Raw genomic sequence first — 23,690 nt, forward strand, 5'->3', positions numbered from 1 at the left:
AAGTCAGCCCAAGCCCGCATCCACGTTTTCACCAGCCACTCGCCACTCACCACTCACCACTCATCACTCATCACTCATCACTCATCACTCATCACTCATCACTCATCACTCACCACTCATTCGGCAATCGGCACCAGCTGCTCAATCAGCAGCTGCGGGCTGCGCAGGCCGCGGTAGTCGTTCACATCAAGGCGGTAGGCGATCTGGGCCCGGGTGGCTCCGCGCGGATGCTGGTCGGCAAGGTTGAAGCCGATCGCCTCGATGGGCGGGCCCTGGGCTGGCCGTGCGCGGAGCTTGAGGTGGCGGTCTTTGAGCAGGCGCGGGGCGCTGATCTCGAACTGGCCGTCGAACAGCGGTTCGCTGAAGCCTTTTCCCCAAGGCGCGGCGAGGCGCAGGGTCTCGGCAGTGGGCAGGGTCAGCAGCGCTGGGCCGAGGGCGCCGTCGGAGTGCAGCACCGGGGTTGCTGGCTCGGGTCCGAGCGCCTCGCTGACCGCGTCGGCAAAGGCCTGCTTGAACGGCTCAAGGGCTTCACGCGGGAGACTTAGACCGGCGGCCATGGCATGTCCGCCGAAGCGGGTGATGAGTCCGGGATGGGCATGATCGACGGCGGCCAGGCAGTCGCGCAGATGCAGCCCCTCGATGGAGCGCGCGGAGCCCTTGAGCAGGCCGTCGCCGCCGACAGCAAAGGCGATCACCGGGCGTTGGCAACGCTCACGCACGCGCGCGGCGAGGATGCCGACGACGCCCTCGTGCCAGTCTTCGGCGAACAGGCAGAGGCCGGCCTCGAGTCCGCCTGTGCGGATTCCGCCTGCGCGAGTGGTGCTCGCTCGCTCCGAGTGTTCACCTGCGGGCCGATCAGCATGCCTAGCGCCGGCGCCATCGGCGCTCCCGGCGTCGGCGTTTGCTTCGTTTGCATGCTTTGCATCGGCATTCGCTGCATCGGAGTCGCCCGTCTCGACCGCGAGCGTTAGGTCCTGTTCGGCGAGGATCTCGGCGATGAGGCGCTCGGCGTCGAGGCCCATGCTGTGGGTGAGGGCGCGGCGTTCTTGGTTGAGGGCCTGCAGCCGCTGGGCAAGGTGCATCGCCTCGATTGGCTTATCGGTGACCAGGCAGGCGATGCCGGCACTCATGTCCTCGAGACGACCGGCGGCATTCAGGCGCGGTGCGGCGGCAAAGCCGAGATCGCGGGCGCTAGTGCGCGTTAGATCGACACCAGCGATCTCGAGCAGCGCGCGCAGACCCGGTCGGCAATGCCCGGCGCGGATGCGGCGTAGACCCTGTTCCACCAGGATGCGGTTATTGGCATCGAGCGTCACGACATCGGCGACGGTGCCAAGGGCCACCAGATCAAGCAGCTCGGCGAGGTTGGGCTCGCTGCGATGACCCTGGAACCAGCCACGCCGACGCAGTTCAGCGCGGGTGGCGATGAGCAGGTAGAACATGACCCCAACCCCGGCCAGGTGCTTGCTGGGGAAGGGGCAGCCGGGCTGATTGGGGTTGACCAAGGCGGCGGCCTCGGGCAGCTCGGGACCAGGCAGGTGGTGGTCGGTAATCAACACCGGCAGGCCGAGCGCGCGCGCGCGCTCAAGCCCAGCATGGCTGGCGATGCCATTGTCGACGGTGATGATCAGATCGGGCCGGCGCTCGGCCGCGATATCGACGACAGCGGGGCTGAGGCCGTAGCCTTGGGCGAAGCGGCTCGGCACAAGAAAATCGAGCGGGCCGGCGCCGAGCGCGCGCAGGCCGAGCATGGCCACCGCGGTGCCCGTCGCACCATCGGCATCATAATCGCCGACGATGAGCAGTTGACGCTGGGCTTGGATGTGATCGGCAAGCAAGGCGGCAGCGGGATCGATGCCGAGCAGCTGGTTGACCGGATGTAGGGCGCTGAGGCGATGATCTAGGCCGCCGTCGAGCCCGCGATGGTGGTAGAGCCGCGTGAGCAGTTCGTCGAGCCGGTGCAGGGGCTGTTCGGCGCCTGGCGGACGTTGGATCGGGCGGATTGGAACTTGAGGCGAGGTCGGCGTTGTGCCTGCGCGTTGGGTACGGCTGCGAGCGGGACTGGGCCGAGTGGGATTGGGCGACGGGTTGGAAGCTGACATGGCCTGGCGAGACTAGCATGAAGCGCCTAACGGACCTAGCGCGTCGCCACCCGGACGATGAGGCGCTTGTTCAATAATGACTCGATGTCGTCGAGGTCCAAGATGGCGTTGCCGTGCGCGGTCGCTGATGCTTCGGCATTGAAGCTTGCACCGCAGGGACTCAGTAGCCACTTTTACATCATGTTTCTCTGTCGATCACAACCTTCCATTTTGATGCTGGCTGGCCTGTTCGTGCTCGCTGGCTGTTCCAGTTTGATGCTCGCCCCTACCAAGCCTGCGCTGCCGCAAGAAACGCTTGGACCGAGCGAGACGAGCGCTATCCGAATCATCAAGGGCGAGCTGAGCTCGACAACGGGCTGCCTTCTCAGGTATCGGCTCTATCGTCCGACTGAGGAGGTGTCATCCGAACCAGCGTTTGCCCAAACGTCTGCCCAAGCGTCTGTTTTGGTGATACTCGGCCATGGCTTCCTACGCTCGCAGCAACGCATGACGGAGCTGGCCCAAGCTATTGCGGCTGAGGGGATTCCAGTCGCCACGCTGGACTTTTGTAATATGCGGATTTGGGATGGTCGCCACCAACAGAACGGGCTGGACATGATGGCGCTTGCGCAGCATCTTGGCGCAGGAGCAGGAGCAGGAGCAGGAGCAGGAGCAGGAGCAGGAGCAGGAGCAGGAGCAGGAGCAGGAGCAGGAGCAGGAGCAGGAGCAGGAGCAAATGCGGACGTTGTTGCGGATTCTGATCGTGCCGCGCTCCCTCACGCTGAGCTTGGCGATAACGCTGGGCAAGGCATGCGGCGCGTGATCTATGCTGGATTTTCAGCCGGTGCCTTAGCGGCATTGGTCGCCGCGCGAAACGATCCACATGCGCTGGGCGCTGTGACCCTGGACTTGGTCGATGCCGAGGGCATCGGCGAGAAGGCTGCTCGCGATCTCGACAAGCCGCTGATCGGCCTTGCCGGCGAGTCCACTAACTGCAATGCAAACGACAATGCGAGAGCAGTCTTTGCGTCGACTAGCTGGGCACGCGTGACGCGCATCGCTGGTGCTGGCCACTGCGATTTCGAGGCCCCAACCGATGACCTCTGCGAGCTTGTCTGTACTGATCCTGACCAGGCCGGTGCGGAGCGCACCGCGGAGCTGCGCAAGTTTATCCTTAGCCAAACCCTTGAGGCGATTGATGCTTTAATCACTGGCAGTGCTAACGGCGGGGATAGCTTAACCGTGCCTGTGTCCGGGTGACGGGCAAGCTCAATGGTTTCACGACTCGCGTGCCGTACTCCTTAGTGGCTGTCCATTTTCTACTTACCGATGATCGCTCAACACTGGCCTTAAAATCGGGAAGAAGTTAATGGACACTTTCTTAGTAGACGGCCCTCCATTGTAGGCAAACCTTCATGGACATCGAACGTCTGAACGAACGCATCGCGGATTTTCTCAAAGGCGTCTACCAACTCGAGCGGGCGGTGGCTCAGCCCTTCGATGAGTTCACGCGCGATGCCACGATACAACGCTTCGAATTCTGCTATGAGCTGGCTTGGAAGATGCTGAAACTGAGGCTAGAGCAGGAGGGGATCAGCGCGCTTACCCCAAGACAGGCGTTGCGAGAGGCGCTGCAGGCGGCGCTGATCGGGGATGGGAATGTTTGGAGCGAGATTCAGCGCTATCGAAATCTGACCAGCCATACTTACGATGAACGCTTGGCCAATGAGGTCTATGCCTTTATCGCCGACACGGCCTTGGTACGATTTCAGACCCTGGCGCGGGAGGCTGAAGCTTGGAAGACCCGATGACATTCGGCCTGTCCGACCGTATCCGCGCCGATTTTAGCGGTGTTTTCGAACGCTATCCTGAGGTCGAGAAGGTGCTGATCTTTGGTTCGCGCGCCAAGGGGAATGCTCGGCCGGGCTCAGACATCGATCTTGCCGTGATCGCGCCACGCATGAGCGATGCCGAATTCGCTCGTCTCTGGAATCAGATTGAAGATCTGCCGCTGGTCTTTAAGGTCGATCTGCTGCATTGGGACCGTCTTGCGAATCAACGACTGAAAGACAAGATCTTGCTCGAAGGCTGCCCGTTCTAGGAAGGAACCGCAGCATCGTCGGATGCTGCAAGCGGTGAGCTGAACGCCTTGGGTGATGGGTGCACGGCGTGTTGAGTTGCGCTATCGCTATCGCTTGCGCTTGGCGAAAGCCCGCAGTCGTCCGCGCTTCTGGCGCTGGCGCGGTGTTAGCTCGTTCTTGCGGCCGGCGAAGGGGTTGACGCCGCTCTTCAGCTCTAGGCGCAGCGGCGTGCCTTGTAACCGGAGTGCATCGCGCAGGCGTTTGATCAGGTAGCGCTGATAGCTCTCGGGTAGGGCTTCGGTCTGGTTGCCGTGGATGACGATGATCGGTGGGTTGCGCCCGCCTTGGTGTGCATAGCGCAGCTTGATCCGGCGCCCATGCACCAAGGGTGGTGAATGTTCTTGCACCGCATCCTCGAGCAGCCTGGTCAGCAGCGGCGTTGGCAGGGTACGCATCGCGCTCTCGTAAGCCCGATCGGCGGCCTCCAGCAACAGCCCGACCCCGCTGCCATGCAGCGCTGAGATCAGGTGCTGCTCGGCAAAGCCGAGGAAAGGCAGTCGGCGCTCGATTGCTGACTTCAGTGCTGCGCGAGCGTCGGGCGTGAGGCCGTCCCACTTGTTCACCGCCACCACCAGCGCCCTGCCGCTGTCGATGAGATGCGCGGCTAGGGTCGCATCTTGCTCGCCGATTCCGGCATGGGCGTCCAATACCAGGATGGCGACATGGCAGGCTTCGATTGCCTGCAGCGTCTTGACCACGCTGAAGTGCTCGACCGGCTCGTTGATGCGCGCGCGGCGTCGCATGCCGGCGGTATCGATCAGCTTATAGTGCCGCTCGCCAATGGCGAATGGGATCTCGATGCTATCGCGTGTGGTTCCGGGGCTGTCGAAGACGACGACGCGCTCCTCGCCCAAGAGCCGATTGATCAAGGTCGACTTGCCGGCATTCGGTCGGCCGACCACCGCGACCCGGATCGCGGCCTGATCCTCTTCTGTGGGCTCTGCGTCTTCCGCAGCCGGTAGCGCTTCGAGCACCCGCGTCATCAGCGCCGAGACGCCGCGGCCCTGGATGGCGGCGATCGGCTGTGGGTCGCCGAGGCCGAGCTGGTGCAGCTCAGCGGCGGCCAGGTTCCAATCCAAGTGGTCGACCTTGTTCGCGACCAGGGTCACTGGCTTGCCGGTGCGTCGCAGCTCGGCGGCGATCTCGATATCGCCGGGGGTGGTGCCATCGCGCGTATCGACCAAGAACAGCAGCTGATCGGCCTCACCGATGGCCACGCGAACCTGCTGCTCGCTGAGCGCCTGAATGCCGTCACCGCCGCTGATGCCGCCGGTGTCGACCACCACATAAGGTCTCGGCCCGATGCGGCCGATGCCGTACTGGCGGTCGCGTGTCAGCCCGGGGAAGTCTGCGACCAGGGCATCGCGCGTTCGGGTGAGTCGATTGAACAGCGTCGACTTGCCGACGTTCGGCCGACCCAGCAAGGCGATGACCGGTAGCATGGCGGTCAACCCTGGTGGCCAGACGATGCTGAAGACGCCCTAGCCACTCCTGGCAACGCCTGAGCCTCGGTTCCTGATCCGACCTGAGCGTTTGATGAGATGCTCGATAGGGTAGGCGCCATCTCAGACTGGCTCGCCTGAGCGGCTGTGCTTGACCCTGTGCCGGTGGCGCGCACCGCGGCAATGGTTCCATTATCCAGCTGCAGATAGAGCGTCTGACCAACGACCACCGGGGTTGAGGCGACTGCGGCCTTGGCCACGCGCACCCGCCCGAGCAAGCGGCCGTCGCGGCGCGAGACCCAATGCACGTAACCTTCGAGGTCGCCAACCGCTAGCGCGTTGCCGATCACGACGGGTGCGGTCAGCTGCCGATAGCGCAAGGCGTCTTGGCGCCAGCGTCCGGCGCCATCGGTTGGATCGGCCGCCCACAGCTGATCTTCGGAATCGGTGATATAGAGTGCCTCGGCGGTGGCCGCCAAGCCGGCGTGTGCGGAGAGCTCGCGTCGCCAGAGCACCGCACCGCTATTTATGTCGACGGAGGCCAGGTCGCCGTTGAAGCTTGCCACCAAGACCTGGCTGCCGAGCACGACGGGGTCGGTGTCGATGTCGGCGATGCGCTCGAGCTCGCTGCGGCCGCTGGGCGGCGAGACCACGACCTCCCAGATCGGCAGACCTTGGGCTGGATCGAGGTAGACCAGGCGACCGCTGGAGAGGCCGACGATGATCCCGTCGGGTCCGGCCGTGGGGCTACTGCTTCCGCGTAGGGTCAGGATCGGCGCCTGATAGCCGAAGCGCCAGCGCTCGCTGCCGTCATTGAGGTCGAGGCCATAGACGCTGTCGTCGATGGTGTGGACGACGACCAGATCACCGATGATGCGCGGCACGGAGAGAACCTCGCTGCCGAGCTGGGCGCGCCAGCGCTGGCTGCCATCGCGGGTCGAGAAGAGTAGCACCTCGCCGTTCGAAGAGCCGACCACCAGCCGGTCGCCATCGACATCCGGACCGCCGCTGAAGGGAATGCGCGTCTTGCGCTCCCAAACCACGCGTCCATCAGCCGCGTTCAGCGCGCTGATGGTGCCGCTGTGATCCGCGGCATAGAGCCGATTGCCCGCCACTGTGGGGCGCAGACTGAGCGCGCGGCCATCGTTGCCCTTGCCAATGCGCGTCGTCCACAGGGTGCGCACCTGGACTTCTTGGGGTGCGGCTTTGGCGAGCTCGGTGGGCGGGTTGGGGTCTTTTTCGCGACCGAGGCCGATCCAGCCGAGACTGCCGCAACCCTGTAACAACAAGGCGCTAGCGAGGCTGACCAGGAGTGTCCGGCGTTGCATGCAAGAGGGGCGATGCGCGTTCATGATGGCTCGGCTCAAGAAGCGGAGTGAGGCGCGGCCGGCAGATCTTGGAGCTTAAGCTCGATCAGCCGCGAGAGGCCCGCGTTGCCAGCGAGTGCGGCCTCATAGGCGGCACGCGCGTCGGCGGTTTCGCCCTTGGCGAGTGCGATGTCGCCGCGCAGACCGGCGAAGTCGGCGCTGAAGGCGCCGCCGTCATCGTGCTGCTCGATCACGGCCATGGCTTCGTCGAGCGCATGACTTGCAATCAAGACCTGCGCGAGGCGGAATGCGGCAAGCGTCGCCAGACTCGGGTCCGGGGCCTTGGAGATCGCAGAGCGCAGTGCCGTGGCGGCACCGTCGAGGTCATCCTGTTCGACGTGGACCTTGGCCAGCGCAAGATCGGCTAAGGCGGCATAAGGCGTGCCGGCGTGCTCATCCGCCAAGGCTTCGGCCTGTTTGGCGGCTGATTCTGGCTGGCCACTGCTTGCGGTCATCAAGAGTTGCTCGAAGGCGAGCGAGGCGTTTTGGCCGACCTGATCCTGATGGTTGACCCAGGCGCGCCAGCCAAACACCGCGACCAGGCCGATGACGATACCGGCGACCACCGCGGTACCGTTCTCCTTCCACCATTTTTTGATCGCTTCGACCTTTTCGTCGTCTGTGGTCAGCTCAGCCATGGGAATCCTCGGTCAATGCTCAGAGAAAATCGGGGAGTCGATCCGCTAGGGCGTCGATAGCGACGCTGGTCTGTTCGGTCTTGGCGTGCGGATCTTCAGCGGCGCTGACACGCAGCGGCTTGATGCCGATGCGCTGCTGCGCCAGCTCGTCGTCGCCGAGCACCAACGCGACCTTGGCGCCGCTGCGATCGGCCCGCTTGAATTGGCTCTTGAAGCTGCCGCCGCCGCAGTGACAGACCAGCCGCAGCTGGGGCAGCGCATCGCGGATCTGCTCGGCGATCGCCATGGCGGCCGCGCTGGCCTGCTCACCGACTGCGATGAGGTAGGCGTCGACGCTCGGTGGCGGCTCGGTCTGACTCAGCTCGAGCAGGCGCTCAAGCCCGAGCGCGAAGCCGACGGCCGGCGTGGCCTTGCCGCCGAGCTGCTCGACCAGTCCGTCATAACGGCCACCGGCGCAGACGGTACCCTGAGCGCCAAGCGCGTCGGTGATCCATTCGAAGACGGTGCGGTTGTAGTAGTCGAGCCCGCGCACCAGCCGTGGATTGACCTGATAGGCGACGCCCGCCTGCTCAAGTCCGCTACAGAGGGCCTCGAAATGTTCCCGTGATTCGCTGCCGAGGGCATCGGTGAGGCTCGGGGCCTCGGCGATGAGCTCGGCGAGGTCGGGGTTCTTGGAGTCCAGTACCCGCAGTGGGTTGCTGTCCAGACGGCGGCGGCTGTCGTCATCGAGGCGGTCTTCGTGCGGGCGCAGGTAGCTCACCAGCTGTTCGCGATAGACCGCGCGCTCGGCGCTGTCGCCGAGACTGTTGATCTCGAGCCGGAGGTCGGTCAGGCCGAGCGCGTCCCAGAGCCGGCGCGTGAGCAGGATCACCTCGAGGTCAATATCAGGGCCGGTGAGGCCGAAGACCTCGACGCCGATCTGGTGGAACTGACGATAGCGTCCGCGCTGTGGGCGCTCGCGGCGGAACATGGGGCCGCGGTACCAGATGCGGCGTGGCTGATCGAGCAGGCCGTGTTCGATGGCGGCACGCACGCAGCTCGCGGTGCCTTCGGGGCGCAGGCTGAGCTGGTCGCCACCGCGATCCTCGAAGCTGTACATCTCTTTCTCGACGATGTCGGTGACCTCGCCGATCGAGCGCTTGAATAGCTCGCTCTGCTCGACCAGCGGCGTGCGCATCTCCTTGTAGCCGTAGCCTTCGAGGACGGTGCGGGCGCGGTCCTCGAGCTGCTGCCAGCGGGCGCTGTCGTCCGGGAGCAGATCGTGCATTCCGCGGATTGCGCGCAGGGGGGTCTGCCTTGCCATCAGGTCTATCCTAGTTGCTCTAGCTGGTTGTTCTACCTGGTTGCTCTACTCGGCGTCTGCGTCGGCGCTGGTGTCAGCGCTGGCATCGGTAGTTTCGCGGTTGACTTCGGCCGGGTCGAGCTTGAAGCGGGCCACGTTACCACGGGCGACCGAGGTCAAGTCGAAGGGCTGGCCTGCGACGGTGAGCTGGGTGGCTGCGGCGTTGCCGATCACCAGCGAGTAAGGCGGCTCACCGGTGAGGGTCTCGCGGCTGTCCCGGTTCATCTCACCGAACAGCAGTACCTTGCCGGTGCTGTCGCGGATATCGACCCAGCAGGGGCCAGTGAAGGCCAGCTCGACGGCCTGCGAAGTGGAAGCGGCGGCGGCGCTGTCGGTCGCAGCCTCGGCCTCCGACGGTGCATTGGCCGCAGCGTTGTCTACTGTTAGCGATGCGGTCTGGCGCACGGCGGGGCGTTCTTCCTCTGGGCTCGCGGGCGTCGGTAATGACCCGCTGGCTGGCTGTCGAGTGGAGGTATCGCGTGCTGATGCAGCGGTCAACGGATCGCGTGCTGTTTCGTCAGTCACGCTTGCGGTCGGCCCGGTTGGTGTTTCCTGGCTCGCTTCACCAAGCTGATCTGAGGTCGAGGGCCGCTGTTGCGCGTCTTGTCCCCTGACCAGGACGTCGGCGCTTGCGGTTTGCGCTGGTGCAGTGCTGGCCGCTGGCTGAGCGGGCGGCGGCGTTGATGCTGAGCCACTGCTGCTCTCTGGCGCCGGGGTGGTCGAGGCCTCGGGTTCCAGGGGCGACGGCTGTTGGCGTGGCTCGTCATCGATCGCTGCACCGGTTGCTGCACCATTTTCTGGTCGCGCAGACAGGCGTTCCTCATTGAGGTCGGGTTGTCCGTTGGTCGGTTGACTCGGACCAGGGCGCGAAACCCACCAGCCGTAACCGCCAGCAGCCAGCGCAAGGACAACCAGTGCTGCGATGAGATAGACCGCTAAGCCACCGCCTTCTGGAGCGTCCTCCTCGCTTTGACTGCTTTCTGCGCGGACGACATGTGGCGTTGGGGGCTCGACATTGGGATGCAGGCGGCGAAAGCTCTGGTTCAACGGCTCAGGGTCGAGTCCGACCAGCCTGGCATAGCTGCGGATATAGCCCGAGACAAAGACAGCGCTTGGCAACTGCTTGTAGTCATCCTGCTCCAGTGCTTCAACCACCTGGGGCGCGATGCGCAGCGAGGTGGCAAGCTGCGAGATGTCGAGCTTGCGTGCCTCGCGCGCCTGCCGAAGCTGCTGACCGGGTGAGTCCGTTGCCGATGTGCTCGCGCCGCTGCGGGTGGCGGGCTCGTTAGGGGTGATGGCGTCTGCCTCTTCGGCCATGCTCACAGTTCGATTACCTCGGGCGAATGGGGATAGCGTTTGCGTAAGGCCTGCTCGAGTGTGCGAGCGAGCGTTGCGTTGCCGAGCTGACGCTCGATCCGCGCGGCGAGCAAGAGTGCCTCTGCAGAGACCTCGCCGGTGCGAGAATAACGCGTCATCAAAGATCGTGCGCTCTGATAATCGCCGCGCTGGTAGGCGAGCTTGGACAATTCGAGGAGTGCGGGGGCAAAGTTTGGGTTGCGTTCCAGCGCTTGACGCAGATAGCGCTCGACATCGCCGCGCCGACCGGCCCGGCGGGAGCAGTCGGCGGCATTCATGAGTGCCACCTCGGGTCCCTGATAGAGTGGGTCGGCCAGCGCGGTTTGTATCTCGCGCAGTCCTGCGTCGTATTGACCCTCAGCGCAGAGCACGGCGCCCCAGGCATTGCGATAATCCGGGTTTTTCGGGGCTCGCTCAACCGCTTCAGCGAATTCGCGTTGCGCCTGCTTCCGGTCGCCCAGGCGCTCGTAGACGATGGCGAGGATGTAGTGTGCACGCGCGCTCTTACGATCGGCGGCTACCGCCTGCTGGGCGCGTCCGAGTGCCGTGTCGAGCTGACCGCGCTGAATGTACTCGGTGGCGAGGTCGACATAAAGGTCTGCTGGGCTTTCGCCCTCCGGGACATCGCTACGCTTCTCGGCGCTGCCGGCGCATCCGGCGAGTGATAGCGCGAGTGCGAGTGCGCTGAGGGTGGGGACGAACGCCGACCAGCGGCGGGTTGTCGGTTGCATCAGGGATGGCGCTGTATCAGAGACCAATGCTGACAGGAATCTGGGCCCCTGCACGCGGCAGTCGACGGTTCTGGACCTGGCCAACGAGTTGGCCACAGGCGGCTGCGATCTCTTCGCCGCGCGTCTTGCGCGTCGTGGCGACGAGGCCAGAGCGTTTCAGCCGTTGCCGAAAGGCCTCGATCCGCTCCGGGTCGCTGGTCTCGAAGCCGCTGTTGGGGAAGGGGTTGAACGGGATCAGATTGACCTTCGAGGGCGTTCCCTCGAGCAGCCGGATCAGCGCCTTTGCCTGCCGGTCGCTGTCGTTGACGTCCTTGAGCATCACGTATTCCCAGGTGATGCGCCGGCGCGGCTCGCCACGTAAATAGGCCTTGCAGGCCGGGATGAGCTGCTCAAGCGGGTATTTGCGGTTGATCGGGACAATCTGGTCGCGCAGTTCATTGTCGGGTGCATGCAGTGAGACCGCGAGCGAGACCTCGCTGACCTCGGCCAGACGATAGATGTTGGGCACGATCCCGGAGGTCGAGAGGGTGACCCTGCTCTTGGCCAGCATGTAGGCGAAATCGTCCTGCATGATCGCCATCGCCTTGACCACGGCATCGAAATTGGCCAGCGGCTCGCCCATGCCCATCATGACGATGTTGGTCGGTGGCTTGCCGAGGGCACGGGTCGCGTGCCAGACCTGGCCGATGATCTCGCCGGTGCTCAGGTTGCGGCTAAAGCCCTGGCGTGCCGTGGCGCAGAAGCGGCAGTCGAGCGCGCAGCCGACCTGCGACGAGACGCAGAGCGTGCTGCGGCTCTCTTCCGGGATGTAGACGGTCTCGACGCGCTGTCCATCGTGCAGGTCGAGCAGCCATTTGATGGTGCCGTCGGCGGAGGGTTTCTCGACCGCGACGCGCGGAAGATCGATCCGCGTCTCGGCGGCCAGGCGTTCGCGCAGTGCCTTGGAGAGGTCAGACATCGCGTCGAGCTCTGAGACGCCGTGCTTGTGCAGCCAGCGGAAGAGGTTGCGACCATGAAAGGGTTTGAAGCCCCAGCCAGCCGCGAGCGCCTCGAAGCCCGGCCGGTCGAGGTCGAGCAGCGGGATACGGAGGTCCGGACTGGTGCGAGGTTCGGTTTGCATCATTCGGGTCGTATCGCGGGTCGAATCGTCGGCGTGCTCTAGGCGGGGCTGGATGTCGGTGCAGGCGGTTGGCGTCGGCTCGCGCTTGCCGAGACTGCCGGCATGGATGCCGATAGCCTCTTCCGGCAAGTCGCTCGCTCGCCTGGCTGCGGCTCAGCGTGTGCGCTTGCAGATGCCGTCTGGGAAGAAGAAGCCGATCTCGCGCTCGGCGGTCTCCGGCGCATCGGACCCGTGCACGGCGTTTTCGGTGAAGGAGTCGGCGAAGTCAGCGCGGATGGTGCCAGGCGCGGCGTTGGCCGGGTTGGTGGCGCCCATCAGCTCACGGTTCTTGGCGATGGCGTCCTCACCCTGCAGGGCCATGACCAGGACCGGGCCGGAGGTCATGAAGCCGACCAGCTCATCGAAGAAGCCCTTGCCCTGGTGCTCGGCATAGAAAGCGCTGGCCTGCTCGAGGCTCATGTGTAGCATGCGGGCGGCGACGATCTGCAGGCCGGCTTGCTCGAAGCGGCCGCAGATGGCGCCGATCGCGTTCTTGGCAACGGCATTGGGTTTGATGATGGAGAGCGTGAGCTGCTCGGCCATGGGAACTCCTAAAGGGGTTGTCCGATGCCTGGATGCGGCGTTGAAGCCGGCTCGGGCACTCGGTGCAGATGAAGGTGACAGCCCCCTATAGTAACTGGAGATGCGGCTCCAAATCTATGGCTCGCGTTGCTCAATGCTTACACGAGCGGTGGCTGATGCGCGCCTCTCGATCGACTGTCGCCTCGTCCATCGCGGCCAGTGCATCGAGGAATTGAACCGCGAAGCTGCCGGGTCCTTGCGCCTGTTGGGCTGCCTGTTGCCCGGCTAGGCCGTAGTAGGCGAGGGCGCTGACAGTACCTTCGAACGGCTCGGCTCCGGCACCTAAGAACGCGCCGATGACGCCGGTGAGCGCGCAGCCGAGCGCGGTGACGCGGGGCATCAACGGATGTCCGTTGTCGATCATTGCGATCTGCTCGCCATCGCAAACGAGGTCGCGCGGGCCGGTCACCGCGATAATGGCGCCCGTCGACCTGGCGAGTTGCTGTGCTGCGGCCTCGGCATGTTCGATCGAGTCGGTGGCGTCGACCCCCTTGCCGCCTCCTGCGGTGGGGTTTTGATCATCAATTACGGCGTTCAGTGCGATGATTTCAGAGGCGTTACCACGGATGACCGTTGGCCTGAGATTAGCCAGCCGGCGCGCGGCTTGGCGACGAAATGCAGTGGCGCCGACCGCGACGGGGTCGAGCACCCAGGGTGTCCCCGCGCGATTGGCCGCATGCGCAGCCTCGCCCATCGCGCCGAGCCAGTCGATCGATGGCGTGCCGATGTTGATGGTCAGTGCGCTCGCCAAGCTGGCGAGCTCAGCGGCCTCTTCGCGCGCATGCGCCATGGCTGGTGAGGCACCGATGGCGAGCAGCACGTTGGCCATGGTCTGCATGGCAACATAGTTGGTGATGTTGTGCACGAGCGGGGCGTTGGCGCGCACGTGGGCGAGGGTGACGCTGGGGTTGATCATGTCGGGGTCAGCCTTTATGCAAGATAAAGCCAGATGGCGAAGCCGATAAAGGCCATGAACTTGATGGCGGCGAGTCGATTTTCTTTCATGCTGCGATCTTGCTCCGAATCTTGCTCCGAAACAGTTGCTGTATCGTCGCGAGCGTCACGCCGGCGCTGGACACCTAATGGCAACTCTTTATGTGGGCGATAGCCTGAGGTGATGGTCGTCAAGGCTGGACTGCGGGCCAATTGCTAAAGTGCAGTGCTGATGATTGTGCCGATCTTGCTGCAGTGCACAAATCGCAGTAAGCTGCCCGCAGGCAATGGCCCTACTGGCCACAAGTGTATTGACGTTCGTTGAAGAATCTGGGGTTCAGATGGGGACAATGACAGAGTACGCGCTGATCTTGGTCAGCACGGTGTTGGTCAACAACTTCGTGTTGGTCAAGTTTTTAGGGCTCTGTCCGTTTATGGGGGTCTCGAAGAAGCTCGAGACCGCGATCGGCATGGGCTTTGCGACGACCTTCGTCCTGACCCTTGCCGCCGTGACGACCTGGATCGTCAATACCTATCTGCTCGTGCCGCTCGGCATCGAATATCTGCGCACCATTGCCTTTATCCTCGTGATTGCGGTGGTGGTGCAGTTCACCGAGACGGTCATGCACAAGACCAGCCCGGTGCTCTACCAGGTGCTGGGTATCTTTCTGCCGTTGATCACCACGAACTGCGCCGTACTGGGTGTTGCGTTGCTCAACCTGCAGGAGGAGCGCGGCTTTCTTGAGTCCGCACTTTACGGTTTTGGCGCCGCCATCGGCTTCTCGCTGGTGCTGGTGCTGTTTGCCGCGATGCGTGAGCGGGTCGCAGTTGCCGACGTGCCGGAGCCATTCCAGGGCAGTGCCATCGCGATGGTAACGGCGGGTCTGATGTCCCTGGCTTTCATGGGGTTTGCCGGCCTGGTTTCCGTTTAAGCTGAGCGACTCAGGGTAATCAAGCAACGGGGTGGAGGCGATCAGTGTTGCCGCTGCGGATGGGTCAGCGACCCGTGGATGCCGCCCCAGGAGAAGATTGAGATGTTGATAGCAATCGCGGCGATAGCAGGCTTGGCCGTTGGCTTCGGGCTGCTGCTCGGGTACTCGGCGATTCGTTTCCGCGTCGAGGGCGACCCGATTGCCGATCAGGTTGACGCCCTGCTGCCGCAGAGTCAGTGCGGCCAGTGCGGTTATCCGGGCTGCCGGCCTTATGCTGAGGCTGTGGCGGCCGGCGAGGCGGAGATCAATCTCTGCGCGCCGGGCGGTGAGGGGACGATGCTCGCGATCGCTGATCTGCTCGGGCGCGAGCCGGTCGAGGTGGGTGAGATCGAAGAGACGCCGAAGCAGGTTGCTGTGATCGACGAGCAGACCTGTATCGGCTGCACCAAGTGTCTGCAGTCTTGCCCCGTCGATGCCATCGTCGGCGCTGCGAAGCAGCTGCATGGCATCATTGCCAGCGAATGCACTGGCTGCGGTCTCTGCATCGCCCCATGTCCGGTTGACTGTATCCATTTAGAGCCGCTGCCAGAGACGGTCTCGACCTGGAAATGGCCCTATCCGACGCTACTGCGCCAGCCGGTTGTGCTGCCGCCAGCGTCCGAGCTGCTGCCGGAGCATCGCGAGGCGGCTTGAGGCCACTTAAGGCGGCCACTTAAGGTCCGCTAGTCATGTCCAAGAGCGCGCTGCCTGAAGCTCCGAGGCGCGCTCTCCGCCCGATGCTTGGCTCTTCAGCCGAGCCTCGATCGCACAAACAGTCCGAAACAACCGACTAGATTTATCCGATGTCAGGTCTCAGATCGCTCCTCACTGGTGGTCAGCGCAAGCTGTGGCATTTCCACGGCGGTGTCCATCTGCCCGATGAAAAGACGTTGTCGAACGGCTGTCCGGTCGCCGCTGCGCCACTTCCCGCTCAGCTGGTGCTGCCGCTGCAGCAACATATTGGCGCGCCGGCGCGCTGTCGCGTCTCGGTTGGCGATCAGGTGCTGAAAGGGCAGCTCATCGCCGAGCCGCAAGGCTATATCAGCGCGCCTGTGCATGCGTCGAGCTCGGGCACCGTGATCGCGATTGAAGCGCGGCCGATCCCGCATCCGTCAGGGCTGAGTGCGCCTTGCGTGGTGATCGAGACCGATGGTGAGGAGCGCTGGGCGGAGCTGCCAGCGCCGCTGGCTGCGTCCGCGGCGGAGCTTGACGCCTGCGATCCGGCGGCGTTGCGCGAGCGTATCCGTGCGAGTGGCATCGTCGGCATGGGCGGTGCGTCCTTCCCGACCAACGTGAAGCTGAATCCGGGCAAGGATCAGCCGATCGACACGGTCATCATCAATGGTGCCGAGTGCGAGCCCTATATCACCTGCGATGATCTGCTGATGCGCGAGCGCGCTGCCGACATTGTCGACGGCGTGCGTGTGATGCTGCATTTGGTCCAGGCCAAGCGGGCGCTGATCGGCGTTGAAGATAATAAGCCTGAGGCGGCGACTGCACTCAACAGCGCGATCGCTGAGGCTGGGGTTGGCGATCGGGTCGAGGTGGTGGTGATTCCCACCCTGTATCCGAGCGGTGGCGAGAAGCAGCTGATCCGCATCTTGACCGGCAAGGAGGTGCCGAGCCATGGCATTCCGGCCCAGATCGGCATCGTCTGCCAGAACGTTGGTACGGCCGCTGCGGTGGCTGATGCGGTCTTGCGCGGACAGCCGCTGATCGAGCGTCTGGTGACCGTGACTGGGCGGGGTGTGGTCGAGCCGCGGAATTATCGGGTGCCGATCGGGATCTCTGCCGAGGCGTTGATTGCCGCGAGCGGCGGTTATAGCGGCGAGCTTGCGAAGCTTGTCGCCGGTGGTCCGATGATGGGCTTCCGGCTCGATACTGATCTGGTCCCAATCACCAAGGCGACCAACTGTCTGCTGGCGCTCACGCCCGCCGAGAGTCCCGATCCGGGAGCCCCGCTGCCCTGCATCCGCTGTGGGCGTTGTGCCGAGGTCTGCCCGGCCAATCTCTTGCCGCAGCAGCTCTATTGGCATGCGCGTGCAAAAGAGCTGGATAAGGTGCAGGACTACAATCTATTCGACTGCATCGAATGTGGCTGCTGCGCGCATGTCTGCCCGTCGCACATCCCGCTGGTGCAGTACTACCGTTTCGCCAAGACCGAGAGCTGGACGCGCGAGCAGGAGAAGCGTGCCGCGGATCATGCGCGTGAGCGCCATGCGGCGCGTGAGGCCCGGCTCGAGCGCCAGGAGCGCGAGCGGAAGGCGAAGCTGCGGAAGAAGAAAGAGGCCGTCGCTGCGGGTGGCGCCAAGCCGGCTGCTGCTGGTGCTAAACCTGCTCCTGCTGGCACCAAGCCGGCTGCTGCTAATGCTAAACCTGCCCCTGATGGCGCCCAACCGACTCCTGACGCTAATGCGAAGCCGCAGGCGGATACGGCGGATAAACAGGCCTTGATTGAGGCGGCGCGTCGTCGTGCTGCGGAGAAGAAGGCGATGCTGGCAAAGGCTCAAGAGACGACAGCGACGCCTGTCGATCAGCAGGCGCCTGTTCAGGGCGATGCAGCCGCAACCACGAAACGAGCCCAGCCGCGTGAGGCGGTTGCGGCTGATCAGGAGTAATGCCGGTGGCCATGACCTTTGTCTCGTCGCCGCATAGCGCGCGCGTCAATCGTGTCGATCAGGTGATGTTACAGGTCTGTCTGGCATTGGTGCCGGGCACCCTGGCCCTGGTCTGGTTCTTTGGCTGGGGCGTGCTCATCAACATGGCGCTGGCGACCCTGTTCGCGGTGCTGGCTGAAGCGCTGGTGATGAAGCTGCGCGGGCGTCCCGCGCTGCCGGCCATCGGTGACTACAGCGCGGTGGTGACGGCGCTGCTGTTTGCGCTGACGATTCCGCCGACCATGCCTTGGTGGATGACGATGCTGGGCATCGTCTTCGCGATCGTCATCGTCAAGCAGCTCTATGGGGGCATCGGCTATAACCCGTTCAACCCGGCGATGGCCGGCTATGTGTTCTTGCTGATCTCTTATCCAGTGGCAACCACGAGCTGGCTGCCCCCGGATGTGCCGGCGCTGCTCGAGGCGCGTGAGCTCTCAACGCTGTCTTTCCTCGACTCGGCGCGTCTCATCTTCATGGGCGCTCTGCCTGAGGGGTTGACCTGGGATGCGGTCAGTGCGGCGACGCCGCTCGACGAGATGCGGACGCTGTTGGACCAGGGGCGAACCATCGACGAGATCCGATCCAGCAGTCCACTCTGGGGCAGTTTTGGTGGCCGTGGCTGGGAGTGGGTCGGGAACTGGTTCCTGCTCGGTGGGCTCTATCTGCTGTGGCGACGGGTGATCAGCTGGGAGATCCCGGTTGCGGTGCTGGGCGGCCTGCTGGCGGCTTCTGCAGCCTTCTGGCTGGTTGATCCGCAGCATTTTCCGTTTCCGGGTTTTCACCTGTTCTCGGGCGCGGCCATCTTAGGGGCGTTCTTTATCGCCACGGACCCGGTGTCGGCCTGTACCACCCGGCGTGGTCAGCTGATCTACGGCGCGGCGATTGGCGGCACCATCTTTGCGATCCGCACCTGGGGCGGCTATCCGGATGCGGTCGCCTTCGCGGTGTTGTTGATGAACATCGCCGCACCGATGATCGATCAATATTCTCAACCTCGGGTCTTCGGCCATCGTCGCAGCGAGCGCAAGAAGGCCTGAGCGCGGGGCATTAGACAGACAACAGTGGACAGACAACGACCATGAAGAAGGCACCCATCCTCATTGCCGCGTTCATCTTGGGAAGCTTCGCCGTCGGCGGCGTTGGCCTGGTGGCGGTGACGCATGAGCTGACCGATACCAAGATCGCCGAGAACCAGCGCGCAGCCATGATGGCGAAGCTGGAGGCCATCGTGCCAGAAGGGCGCATGTCAAACGACCCGTTGCAGGATCGTATCGAGGTCAGCGATCCGAGCCTCCTCGGTGCGCCGGTGACGGAGGTGTATCGGGTGCGCGACAAGGATGAGCCGGTCGCGTTGATCCTAAAGCCGGTCGTTCCCGACGGCTATGCGGGTCCGATCAACCTGCTGGTCTCGGTACTGCATGATGGCACCTTGGGGGGCGTGCGCGTGATCTCGCACCATGAGACGCCTGGCTTGGGTGACAAGATCGAGGAGCGCAAGGACGACTGGATCATCGAGCAGTTCAACGGCCGCTCACTTGGCGAGCCACCGCTGGAGCTGTGGCAGGTGAAGCGTGACGGCGGGGTCTTTGATCAATTCACTGGGGCGACCATCACGCCGCGCTCGGTGGTCAACGCGGTCAAGGGGACGTTGCTGTTTGTGCAGCAGCAGGGCGATGCGCTCTACACGAAACCGGCAACGGGGCAGGCGGACGGCAATCCAGCCCCGGCCCCGGTGCCAGCACCGATACCAGCGGCAGCCGCCAGCGGAGAGACCTCGGCGCAGGCCCAGCCTGAAGAGGCGTCAGGCCTCCAGGCCATCCAAGAGTCGGCTCAGGGACAAGGTCAAGAAAAGGCTCGTGCCGAGGCAGAACCGCGCGCCAACGCCGCTGTGGAGGCTGCCTGATGGCCGAGAAGAGCTACGGGGCGTTGGTCGGCGAAGGGCTCTGGAGCAACAACCAGGCCCTGGTGGCGATGCTCGGGCTCTGCCCGTTGCTGGCGACCACCACGACCGCAACCAATGGGCTCGGCATGGGCTTGGCCACCACCACGGTGCTAGTGCTCTCGAATGCAACCATCTCGCTGATCCGTAATCTGGTCCGTCCGGAGGTTCGGTTGCCGGTGTTTGTGTTGGTGATCGCCTCGTTCGTGACCGCGGTTGAGCTGACCATGCAGGCGCAGTTCTATGAGCTGTACTTGGTGCTCGGGCTCTTTATTCCGCTGATTGTGACCAATTGTGCAATCATCGGTCGTGCCGAGGCCTTTGCCTCCAAGGCGCGTCTGGATCGGGCGATTGTCGACGGTTTGGCGATGGGCATCGGTTTCACGCTCGTGCTCATGGTGCTGGGTGGGATGCGCGAGCTCCTTGGCCAGGGGACGCTGTTCTATCAGGCCGAGCTGCTGCTTGGACCTGCTGCGGAAGGGTTTGGTTTGAACCTCGGTGAGGGATTCCAAGGTGCGCTGCTGGCGATGTTGCCGCCTGGGGCGTTCATTGGTCTCGGGTTCCTTATTGCGCTGAAGAACATCTTCGATAAGGCCTCAGAGCGCCGGCGGCGTGCGCGACAAGCATTGACCAAGTCGGCCCCGATCCACGACATGGCGCCTTCCAGCGGTTGATCTCAGTCGACAAGGTTCTCCGTCGTTGCCTCCGATGGCGTCTGAGCCGATGCCAAGGAGGTGGTATATTTGCGCGTTGATCTGATTTCGCAGCTGTAGTCACGTCAGCTGCTGGAGCCTTTTGCGCTCCGGTCGCTGACAGCATCTCAAGAAAGACGGGGAGTTTAAGCATGTCTAAGAAACATCCAGTTGTTGCCGTTACCGGCTCGTCTGGGGCAGGGACCACAACGGTCAAGCGCGCCTTCGAGCATATCTTTTATCGTGATGGCATCAACGCCGCGGTGATCGAGGGCGATAGCTTCCACCGTTACAACCGCAAAGAGATGAAGATCGAGATGGCCAAGGCGGCCGAAGAGCACCGCAACCTGAGCCATTTTGGCCCCGAGGCGAATCATTTCGACCTGATTGCCGAACTCTTCGCGAGCTATGGTGATACCGGAACCGGGCGCAAGCGCTACTACATCCATAGCGACGAAGAGGCGGTCCAGCATAACGAGCGTCTCGGCACCAGCCTCTCGCCAGGTGAGTTCACACCATGGGAAGAGGTGCCGGCGGGCACCGATCTGCTGTTCTACGAAGGTCTTCATGGGCTTGCCAAGACCGACGAGGCCGATGTGGCCAAGCATGTCGACCTCGGCATTGGTGTGGTGCCGATCGTCAATCTGGAGTGGATTCAGAAGATCCATCGCGATAATGCCGAGCGTGGCTACTCGGCCGAGGCCATCGTCGATACCATCTTGCGCCGCATGCCGGACTACATTCGGCACATTACGCCGCAGTTCACGCGGACGGACATCAACTTCCAGCGTGTATCGACGGTAGATACGTCTGATCCATTCATCGCGCGCGATATCCCGACTCCTGACGAAAGTTTCGTCGTCATCCGCTTCAGACAGCCAGAAAAGATCGAGGTGGATTTCCAGTACCTGCTGTCGATGATCAAGGACTCATTCATGTCTCGGCGCAACACCATCGTGGTGCCCGGTGGCAAGATGGGCTTTGCGATGGAAATCATCCTGCAGCCCATCATTGAGCGCATGATGGCCGAGCGGAACGTCTGATTCCTCCGGCTCGCTTCTGCGGCTGCGCGAGTGCTGGACAGTGCGTCCACGCGCAGCCGATCGCCTGCTTGAAAAGTCGCTAGTCAAGACCGCTTGCGAGGGGTGAATCTCCGCCGGGAGCGAAGCGGCTGTCAAGAGAAAATGCTCTAGGTTGGTGGCGTTACGCTGTCCGCGTGCTCAGGTGGGCGAACTGTGAGTAGGTGCACACGGCGGCTGTCGGCGCGCATGATGGTGAAGCGAAAGCCGTCGATGTCGACCCGTTCACCGCGTTTTGGCAGGTGGGCAAAGGCATGCACCACGAGGCCGCCGACGGTGTCGAGGTCGCCGCCCTCGAGTGATGAGCCAAAGTATTCGTTGAACTCGTCGATTGCGGTGCGCGCCTTGACCGTGTAGTCGCCCTTGCCGCGCTTGTAGATGAAGGCGCCCTCATCGAAGTCGTGCTCGTCTTCGATGTCGCCGACGATCTGTTCGAGCACATCCTCGATCGTGACCAGCCCGGCGGCTGAGCCGTATTCATCAACGACGATGGCCATGTGGTTTCGGCTTGCTCGAAATTCCTTGAGCAGCACGTTGAGGCGCTTGCTTTCGGGTACGAACACGGCCGGACGCAGATGGTCGCGGATGTTGAAGGAGCGCCGATTGGTCTCGGAACAGTAGCTCAGCAGGTCTTTCGCCAGCAGGATACCGACCACCTCGCCCTTGTCATCGCCGGTGACGGGGAAGCGGGAATGGGCACTCTCGACCGCGGTCGTGAGGATGCTCTCGAGCGGGTCGTCGCGGCGGATGTGTACCATCTCGGCACGCGGGATCATGATGTCGCCGACGCGCAGATCGGCAACCTGCAGCACGGCCTCCATCATCCCGAGCGCTTCGCGGTCGAGCAGACCTCGGCACTCGGCTTGTTGAAGGAGCTCTGCGAGCTGCTCCTTGGTCTTTGGCTCTCGATGGGTAAACCGCCGAATGAGCCCTGCTAAGCGTAGGCGCTGCAGCCAGTGACTGGCTTGAGCGCCGTTTCTAGATCCGTCGTCGCTCGCCATTGGCGTCGTCATTGACCTCGTACGGTGAAGGAAATCCTAGCGCGCCGAGGATGCGCATTTCCAGCGCCTCCATCGGCGCGGCCTCGGTGGTGGTCATGTGGTCGAAGCCGAGTAGGTGCAGTGTTCCATGCACCACGAGATGGGCCCAGTGGGCGGTCTCGGTCTTGCCTTGCTCGGCGGCCTCGCGCTGGACCAGCGGCGCGCAGATCACGAGATCGCCGAGCAGTCCGCCGATGCCGTCACAAGCCGGCTCCGCCAGATCGAGCCCCGGCGGCGGCTCGAACGCGAACGAGAGGATGTTGGTTGGCCCAGCGCGGTTCCGGTAGCGTTGGTTGAGCTCGGCGCTCTCGGCCTCGTCGGTGATGCGGATGGTCAGCTCGGCCGGCCAGACTATCCTGGCATGCCGGGGTGAAAGCCTGGGGTCGAGTGCTGCTAGCGCCCAACGCTGGAGGTCGGCCATGGCGGGCAGCCTGGCGCGTTGATGCGGATTGAGGTGCTCGAGCTGGACGTCAATGAGGAGCGCTGGCTCCAGCCGCGGCTCGGGCTGTTGTGGCCCGGGCGGTTGTTCTGGGTCTTGCGTGCCGGTCAGCACGGATGGCTCAGACGCTGGTGTTTCGGTCATGGGCGTCGTAGGCGTTAACGATGCGTTGCACCAGGGCATGGCGGACTACGTCGCGGGCGCTGAAGAAGGAGAAGCTGATGCCCTCGACTGAGCGTAGCACCTCGACGGCCTGCCGTAAGCCCGAGGGCTGACCGCGCGGCAGGTCGACCTGGGTGACGTCACCGGTCACCACCGCCGTCGAGCCGAAGCCGATCCGGGTCAGAAACATCTTCATCTGCTCGGGCGTGGTGTTCTGTGCCTCATCGAGGATGATGAAGGCGTCATTCAGTGTGCGGCCGCGCATGAAGGCAAGCGGGGCGACCTCGATCACGTTGCGCTCGATGAGCTTATTCACCTTCTCGAAGCCGAGCATCTCGAATAGGGCGTCGTAAAGCGGGCGTAGATAAGGGTCGATCTTCTGTGACAGGTCGCCGGGTAGGAAGCCGAGCCGTTCGCCGGCCTCGACCGCTGGACGCACCAGCAGCACCCGGCGGACACGCTCGGTCTCAAGGGCTTCAACGGCGCAGGCGACGGCGAGGTAGGTTTTGCCGGTGCCGGCTGGTCCAACGCCGAAATTGATGTCGTGGCGTAGGATTGCGTGCATGTAGCTGAGCTGCATGGCACCGCGCGGCTTCACCAGGCCGCGCTTGGTCTTAATGACCAGCTCAGGTACCGCGTCCGCGCTGGCGGCGGCAACCGCCTCGGCGCCGCATTCGACCAGCTCAAGATGGACGCGCTCCGGAGAAAGCACTTCGTCCGCCGCTGCCGCGTAGAGTCCCTCGAGCACACGGGCGCCGGCTTCTGCCGCTTGGCGCTCACCGATGACGCGAAAGCTCATGCCGCGATTCGCGATCTCAATACCAAGACGTCGCTCGATCAGACGCAGATGGGAGTCGAACTGGCCGCAGAGGTTCGCCAGACGCACATTGTCTTCGGGCGACAGGCTGAGGTCGATGTTGGTGGGCAATGGGGTCAATG

Annotated in this window: 25 protein-coding genes; 11 read left to right on the plus strand and 14 right to left on the minus strand. The window is 63.7% G+C overall.

Features of this window, described 5'->3' with window-relative positions; translation table 11 throughout:
• Positions 1-116: 116 nt before the first annotated feature.
• The gene (locus tag CKO42_RS17485; RefSeq protein WP_200246815.1) at positions 117-2,102 is read right to left on the minus strand and encodes a DHH family phosphoesterase; all 1,986 of its coding nucleotides are present in this window, start codon (positions 2,100-2,102) and stop codon (positions 117-119) included.
• Between the two features lie 604 nt (positions 2,103-2,706).
• On the opposite strand from CKO42_RS17485, the gene CKO42_RS17490 reads away from it, so the two are divergent.
• From CKO42_RS17490 to CKO42_RS17505, 4 genes are all read left to right on the plus strand, one after another.
• Complete coding sequence (locus tag CKO42_RS17490) at positions 2,707-2,904, plus strand: hypothetical protein (protein WP_200246817.1); 198 nt, start codon at positions 2,707-2,709, stop codon at positions 2,902-2,904.
• Positions 2,892-3,341, plus strand: coding sequence for a hypothetical protein (locus CKO42_RS17495; protein ID WP_200246819.1), 450 nt, complete (start codon positions 2,892-2,894; stop codon positions 3,339-3,341). The genes CKO42_RS17490 and CKO42_RS17495 overlap by 13 nt, the downstream gene beginning before the upstream one ends.
• A 155-nt stretch (positions 3,342-3,496) precedes the next feature.
• Positions 3,497-3,892, plus strand: a complete 396-nt coding sequence (locus tag CKO42_RS17500) for an HI0074 family nucleotidyltransferase substrate-binding subunit (protein WP_200246821.1) — start codon at positions 3,497-3,499, stop codon at positions 3,890-3,892.
• Positions 3,889-4,182 (plus strand): nucleotidyltransferase domain-containing protein, encoded by a 294-nt coding sequence (locus tag CKO42_RS17505; RefSeq protein WP_200246823.1) that lies wholly within the window; start codon positions 3,889-3,891, stop codon positions 4,180-4,182. Before CKO42_RS17500 ends, CKO42_RS17505 begins: the two co-directional genes overlap by 4 nt.
• Before the next feature lie 87 nt (positions 4,183-4,269).
• Here CKO42_RS17505 and der read toward each other — a convergent pair whose 3' ends face one another.
• From der to CKO42_RS17555, 10 genes are all read right to left on the minus strand, one after another.
• Entirely contained in the window at positions 4,270-5,664 is a 1,395-nt protein-coding gene (der, locus tag CKO42_RS17510) for a ribosome biogenesis GTPase Der (RefSeq protein WP_200246825.1), read from the minus strand.
• Positions 5,665-5,669: 5 nt separating this feature from the next.
• Complete coding sequence (gene bamB, locus CKO42_RS17515; protein WP_200246827.1) at positions 5,670-7,016, minus strand: outer membrane protein assembly factor BamB; 1,347 nt, start codon at positions 7,014-7,016, stop codon at positions 5,670-5,672.
• 11 nt (positions 7,017-7,027) lie between these two features.
• The gene (locus CKO42_RS17520; RefSeq protein WP_200246829.1) at positions 7,028-7,669 is read right to left on the minus strand and encodes a YfgM family protein; all 642 of its coding nucleotides are present in this window, start codon (positions 7,667-7,669) and stop codon (positions 7,028-7,030) included.
• Between the two features lie 19 nt (positions 7,670-7,688).
• The gene (hisS, locus tag CKO42_RS17525; protein WP_200246831.1) at positions 7,689-8,972 is read right to left on the minus strand and encodes a histidine--tRNA ligase; all 1,284 of its coding nucleotides are present in this window, start codon (positions 8,970-8,972) and stop codon (positions 7,689-7,691) included.
• Between the two features lie 45 nt (positions 8,973-9,017).
• A complete protein-coding gene (locus CKO42_RS17530; RefSeq protein ID WP_200246833.1) occupies positions 9,018-10,328 on the minus strand; it encodes a helix-turn-helix domain-containing protein in 1,311 nt (436 codons plus the stop codon).
• 2 nt (positions 10,329-10,330) lie between these two features.
• A complete protein-coding gene (gene pilW, locus CKO42_RS17535; RefSeq protein ID WP_200246835.1) occupies positions 10,331-11,098 on the minus strand; it encodes a type IV pilus biogenesis/stability protein PilW in 768 nt (255 codons plus the stop codon).
• A 16-nt stretch (positions 11,099-11,114) separates the two neighbouring features.
• Positions 11,115-12,218, minus strand: a complete 1,104-nt coding sequence (gene rlmN, locus CKO42_RS17540) for a dual-specificity RNA methyltransferase RlmN (protein WP_420844329.1) — start codon at positions 12,216-12,218, stop codon at positions 11,115-11,117.
• 153 nt (positions 12,219-12,371) lie between these two features.
• Positions 12,372-12,800 carry a nucleoside-diphosphate kinase gene (gene ndk, locus CKO42_RS17545; protein ID WP_200246837.1) on the minus strand — a complete coding sequence of 143 codons (429 nt, stop codon included), beginning with the start codon at positions 12,798-12,800 and terminating at the stop codon, positions 12,372-12,374.
• A 130-nt stretch (positions 12,801-12,930) separates the two neighbouring features.
• Complete coding sequence (gene thiM / locus CKO42_RS17550) at positions 12,931-13,755, minus strand: hydroxyethylthiazole kinase (protein ID WP_200246839.1); 825 nt, start codon at positions 13,753-13,755, stop codon at positions 12,931-12,933.
• A gap of 14 nt (positions 13,756-13,769) precedes the next feature.
• Positions 13,770-13,967: a hypothetical protein gene (locus CKO42_RS17555; RefSeq protein WP_200246841.1), complete on the minus strand. Its 198-nt coding sequence runs from the start codon at positions 13,965-13,967 to the stop codon at positions 13,770-13,772.
• 155 nt (positions 13,968-14,122) lie between these two features.
• Between CKO42_RS17555 and rsxA the strand changes: the two genes are divergently transcribed.
• From rsxA to CKO42_RS17590, 7 genes are all read left to right on the plus strand, one after another.
• Positions 14,123-14,704 (plus strand): electron transport complex subunit RsxA, encoded by a 582-nt coding sequence (gene rsxA, locus CKO42_RS17560; protein ID WP_200246843.1) that lies wholly within the window; start codon positions 14,123-14,125, stop codon positions 14,702-14,704.
• A 102-nt stretch (positions 14,705-14,806) separates the two neighbouring features.
• Positions 14,807-15,397 (plus strand): electron transport complex subunit RsxB, encoded by a 591-nt coding sequence (gene rsxB / locus CKO42_RS17565; RefSeq protein WP_200246845.1) that lies wholly within the window; start codon positions 14,807-14,809, stop codon positions 15,395-15,397.
• A gap of 149 nt (positions 15,398-15,546) precedes the next feature.
• Positions 15,547-17,361, plus strand: a complete 1,815-nt coding sequence (gene rsxC, locus CKO42_RS17570) for an electron transport complex subunit RsxC (RefSeq protein WP_200246847.1) — start codon at positions 15,547-15,549, stop codon at positions 17,359-17,361.
• Positions 17,362-17,372: 11 nt separating this feature from the next.
• Complete coding sequence (gene rsxD / locus CKO42_RS17575) at positions 17,373-18,437, plus strand: electron transport complex subunit RsxD (RefSeq protein WP_200246885.1); 1,065 nt, start codon at positions 17,373-17,375, stop codon at positions 18,435-18,437.
• 41 nt (positions 18,438-18,478) lie between these two features.
• A complete protein-coding gene (gene rsxG / locus CKO42_RS17580; protein WP_200246849.1) occupies positions 18,479-19,303 on the plus strand; it encodes an electron transport complex subunit RsxG in 825 nt (274 codons plus the stop codon).
• Positions 19,303-20,013: an electron transport complex subunit E gene (locus CKO42_RS17585; RefSeq protein WP_200246851.1), complete on the plus strand. Its 711-nt coding sequence runs from the start codon at positions 19,303-19,305 to the stop codon at positions 20,011-20,013. Before rsxG ends, CKO42_RS17585 begins: the two co-directional genes overlap by 1 nt.
• A 170-nt stretch (positions 20,014-20,183) precedes the next feature.
• Complete coding sequence (locus tag CKO42_RS17590; protein WP_200246853.1) at positions 20,184-21,074, plus strand: phosphoribulokinase; 891 nt, start codon at positions 20,184-20,186, stop codon at positions 21,072-21,074.
• Positions 21,075-21,220: 146 nt separating this feature from the next.
• Here CKO42_RS17590 and CKO42_RS17595 read toward each other — a convergent pair whose 3' ends face one another.
• From CKO42_RS17595 to CKO42_RS17605, 3 genes are read right to left on the minus strand one after another with little or no spacing between them, the layout of a single operon-like run.
• Positions 21,221-22,111 carry an HlyC/CorC family transporter gene (locus CKO42_RS17595; RefSeq protein ID WP_200246855.1) on the minus strand — a complete coding sequence of 297 codons (891 nt, stop codon included), beginning with the start codon at positions 22,109-22,111 and terminating at the stop codon, positions 21,221-21,223.
• Positions 22,089-22,733, minus strand: coding sequence for an rRNA maturation RNase YbeY (ybeY, locus tag CKO42_RS17600; protein ID WP_200246857.1), 645 nt, complete (start codon positions 22,731-22,733; stop codon positions 22,089-22,091). The genes CKO42_RS17595 and ybeY overlap by 23 nt, the downstream gene beginning before the upstream one ends.
• The gene (locus tag CKO42_RS17605) at positions 22,711-23,688 is read right to left on the minus strand and encodes a PhoH family protein (RefSeq protein ID WP_200246858.1); all 978 of its coding nucleotides are present in this window, start codon (positions 23,686-23,688) and stop codon (positions 22,711-22,713) included. The genes ybeY and CKO42_RS17605 overlap by 23 nt, the downstream gene beginning before the upstream one ends.
• Positions 23,689-23,690: the final 2 nt, after the last annotated feature.

The organism is Lamprobacter modestohalophilus, from assembly GCF_016583905.1.
Classification (GTDB): Bacteria; Pseudomonadota; Gammaproteobacteria; order Chromatiales; family Chromatiaceae; genus Lamprobacter; species Lamprobacter modestohalophilus.

Coding starts and splice junctions, on each gene's coding strand:
- rsxG (WP_200246849.1), top strand. CDS start 18,479: ATGAAGAAGGCACCCATCCTCATTGCCGCGTTCATCTTGGGAAGCTTC.
- ybeY (WP_200246857.1), bottom strand. CDS start 22,733: ATGACCGAAACACCAGCGTCTGAGCCATCCGTGCTGACCGGCACGCAA.
- rsxB (WP_200246845.1), top strand. CDS start 14,807: ATGTTGATAGCAATCGCGGCGATAGCAGGCTTGGCCGTTGGCTTCGGG.
- CKO42_RS17590 (WP_200246853.1), top strand. CDS start 20,184: ATGTCTAAGAAACATCCAGTTGTTGCCGTTACCGGCTCGTCTGGGGCA.
- rlmN (WP_420844329.1), bottom strand. CDS start 12,218: ATGCAAACCGAACCTCGCACCAGTCCGGACCTCCGTATCCCGCTGCTC.
- CKO42_RS17530 (WP_200246833.1), bottom strand. CDS start 10,328: ATGGCCGAAGAGGCAGACGCCATCACCCCTAACGAGCCCGCCACCCGC.
- rsxC (WP_200246847.1), top strand. CDS start 15,547: ATGTCAGGTCTCAGATCGCTCCTCACTGGTGGTCAGCGCAAGCTGTGG.
- rsxD (WP_200246885.1), top strand. CDS start 17,373: ATGACCTTTGTCTCGTCGCCGCATAGCGCGCGCGTCAATCGTGTCGAT.
- thiM (WP_200246839.1), bottom strand. CDS start 13,755: ATGATCAACCCCAGCGTCACCCTCGCCCACGTGCGCGCCAACGCCCCG.
- CKO42_RS17485 (WP_200246815.1), bottom strand. CDS start 2,102: ATGTCAGCTTCCAACCCGTCGCCCAATCCCACTCGGCCCAGTCCCGCT.
- bamB (WP_200246827.1), bottom strand. CDS start 7,016: ATGAACGCGCATCGCCCCTCTTGCATGCAACGCCGGACACTCCTGGTC.
- rsxA (WP_200246843.1), top strand. CDS start 14,123: ATGACAGAGTACGCGCTGATCTTGGTCAGCACGGTGTTGGTCAACAAC.
- der (WP_200246825.1), bottom strand. CDS start 5,664: ATGCTACCGGTCATCGCCTTGCTGGGTCGGCCGAACGTCGGCAAGTCG.
- CKO42_RS17520 (WP_200246829.1), bottom strand. CDS start 7,669: ATGGCTGAGCTGACCACAGACGACGAAAAGGTCGAAGCGATCAAAAAA.
- hisS (WP_200246831.1), bottom strand. CDS start 8,972: ATGGCAAGGCAGACCCCCCTGCGCGCAATCCGCGGAATGCACGATCTG.
- CKO42_RS17500 (WP_200246821.1), top strand. CDS start 3,497: ATGGACATCGAACGTCTGAACGAACGCATCGCGGATTTTCTCAAAGGC.
- CKO42_RS17505 (WP_200246823.1), top strand. CDS start 3,889: ATGACATTCGGCCTGTCCGACCGTATCCGCGCCGATTTTAGCGGTGTT.
- pilW (WP_200246835.1), bottom strand. CDS start 11,098: ATGCAACCGACAACCCGCCGCTGGTCGGCGTTCGTCCCCACCCTCAGC.
- ndk (WP_200246837.1), bottom strand. CDS start 12,800: ATGGCCGAGCAGCTCACGCTCTCCATCATCAAACCCAATGCCGTTGCC.
- CKO42_RS17595 (WP_200246855.1), bottom strand. CDS start 22,111: ATGGCGAGCGACGACGGATCTAGAAACGGCGCTCAAGCCAGTCACTGG.
- CKO42_RS17495 (WP_200246819.1), top strand. CDS start 2,892: ATGCGGCGCGTGATCTATGCTGGATTTTCAGCCGGTGCCTTAGCGGCA.
- CKO42_RS17585 (WP_200246851.1), top strand. CDS start 19,303: ATGGCCGAGAAGAGCTACGGGGCGTTGGTCGGCGAAGGGCTCTGGAGC.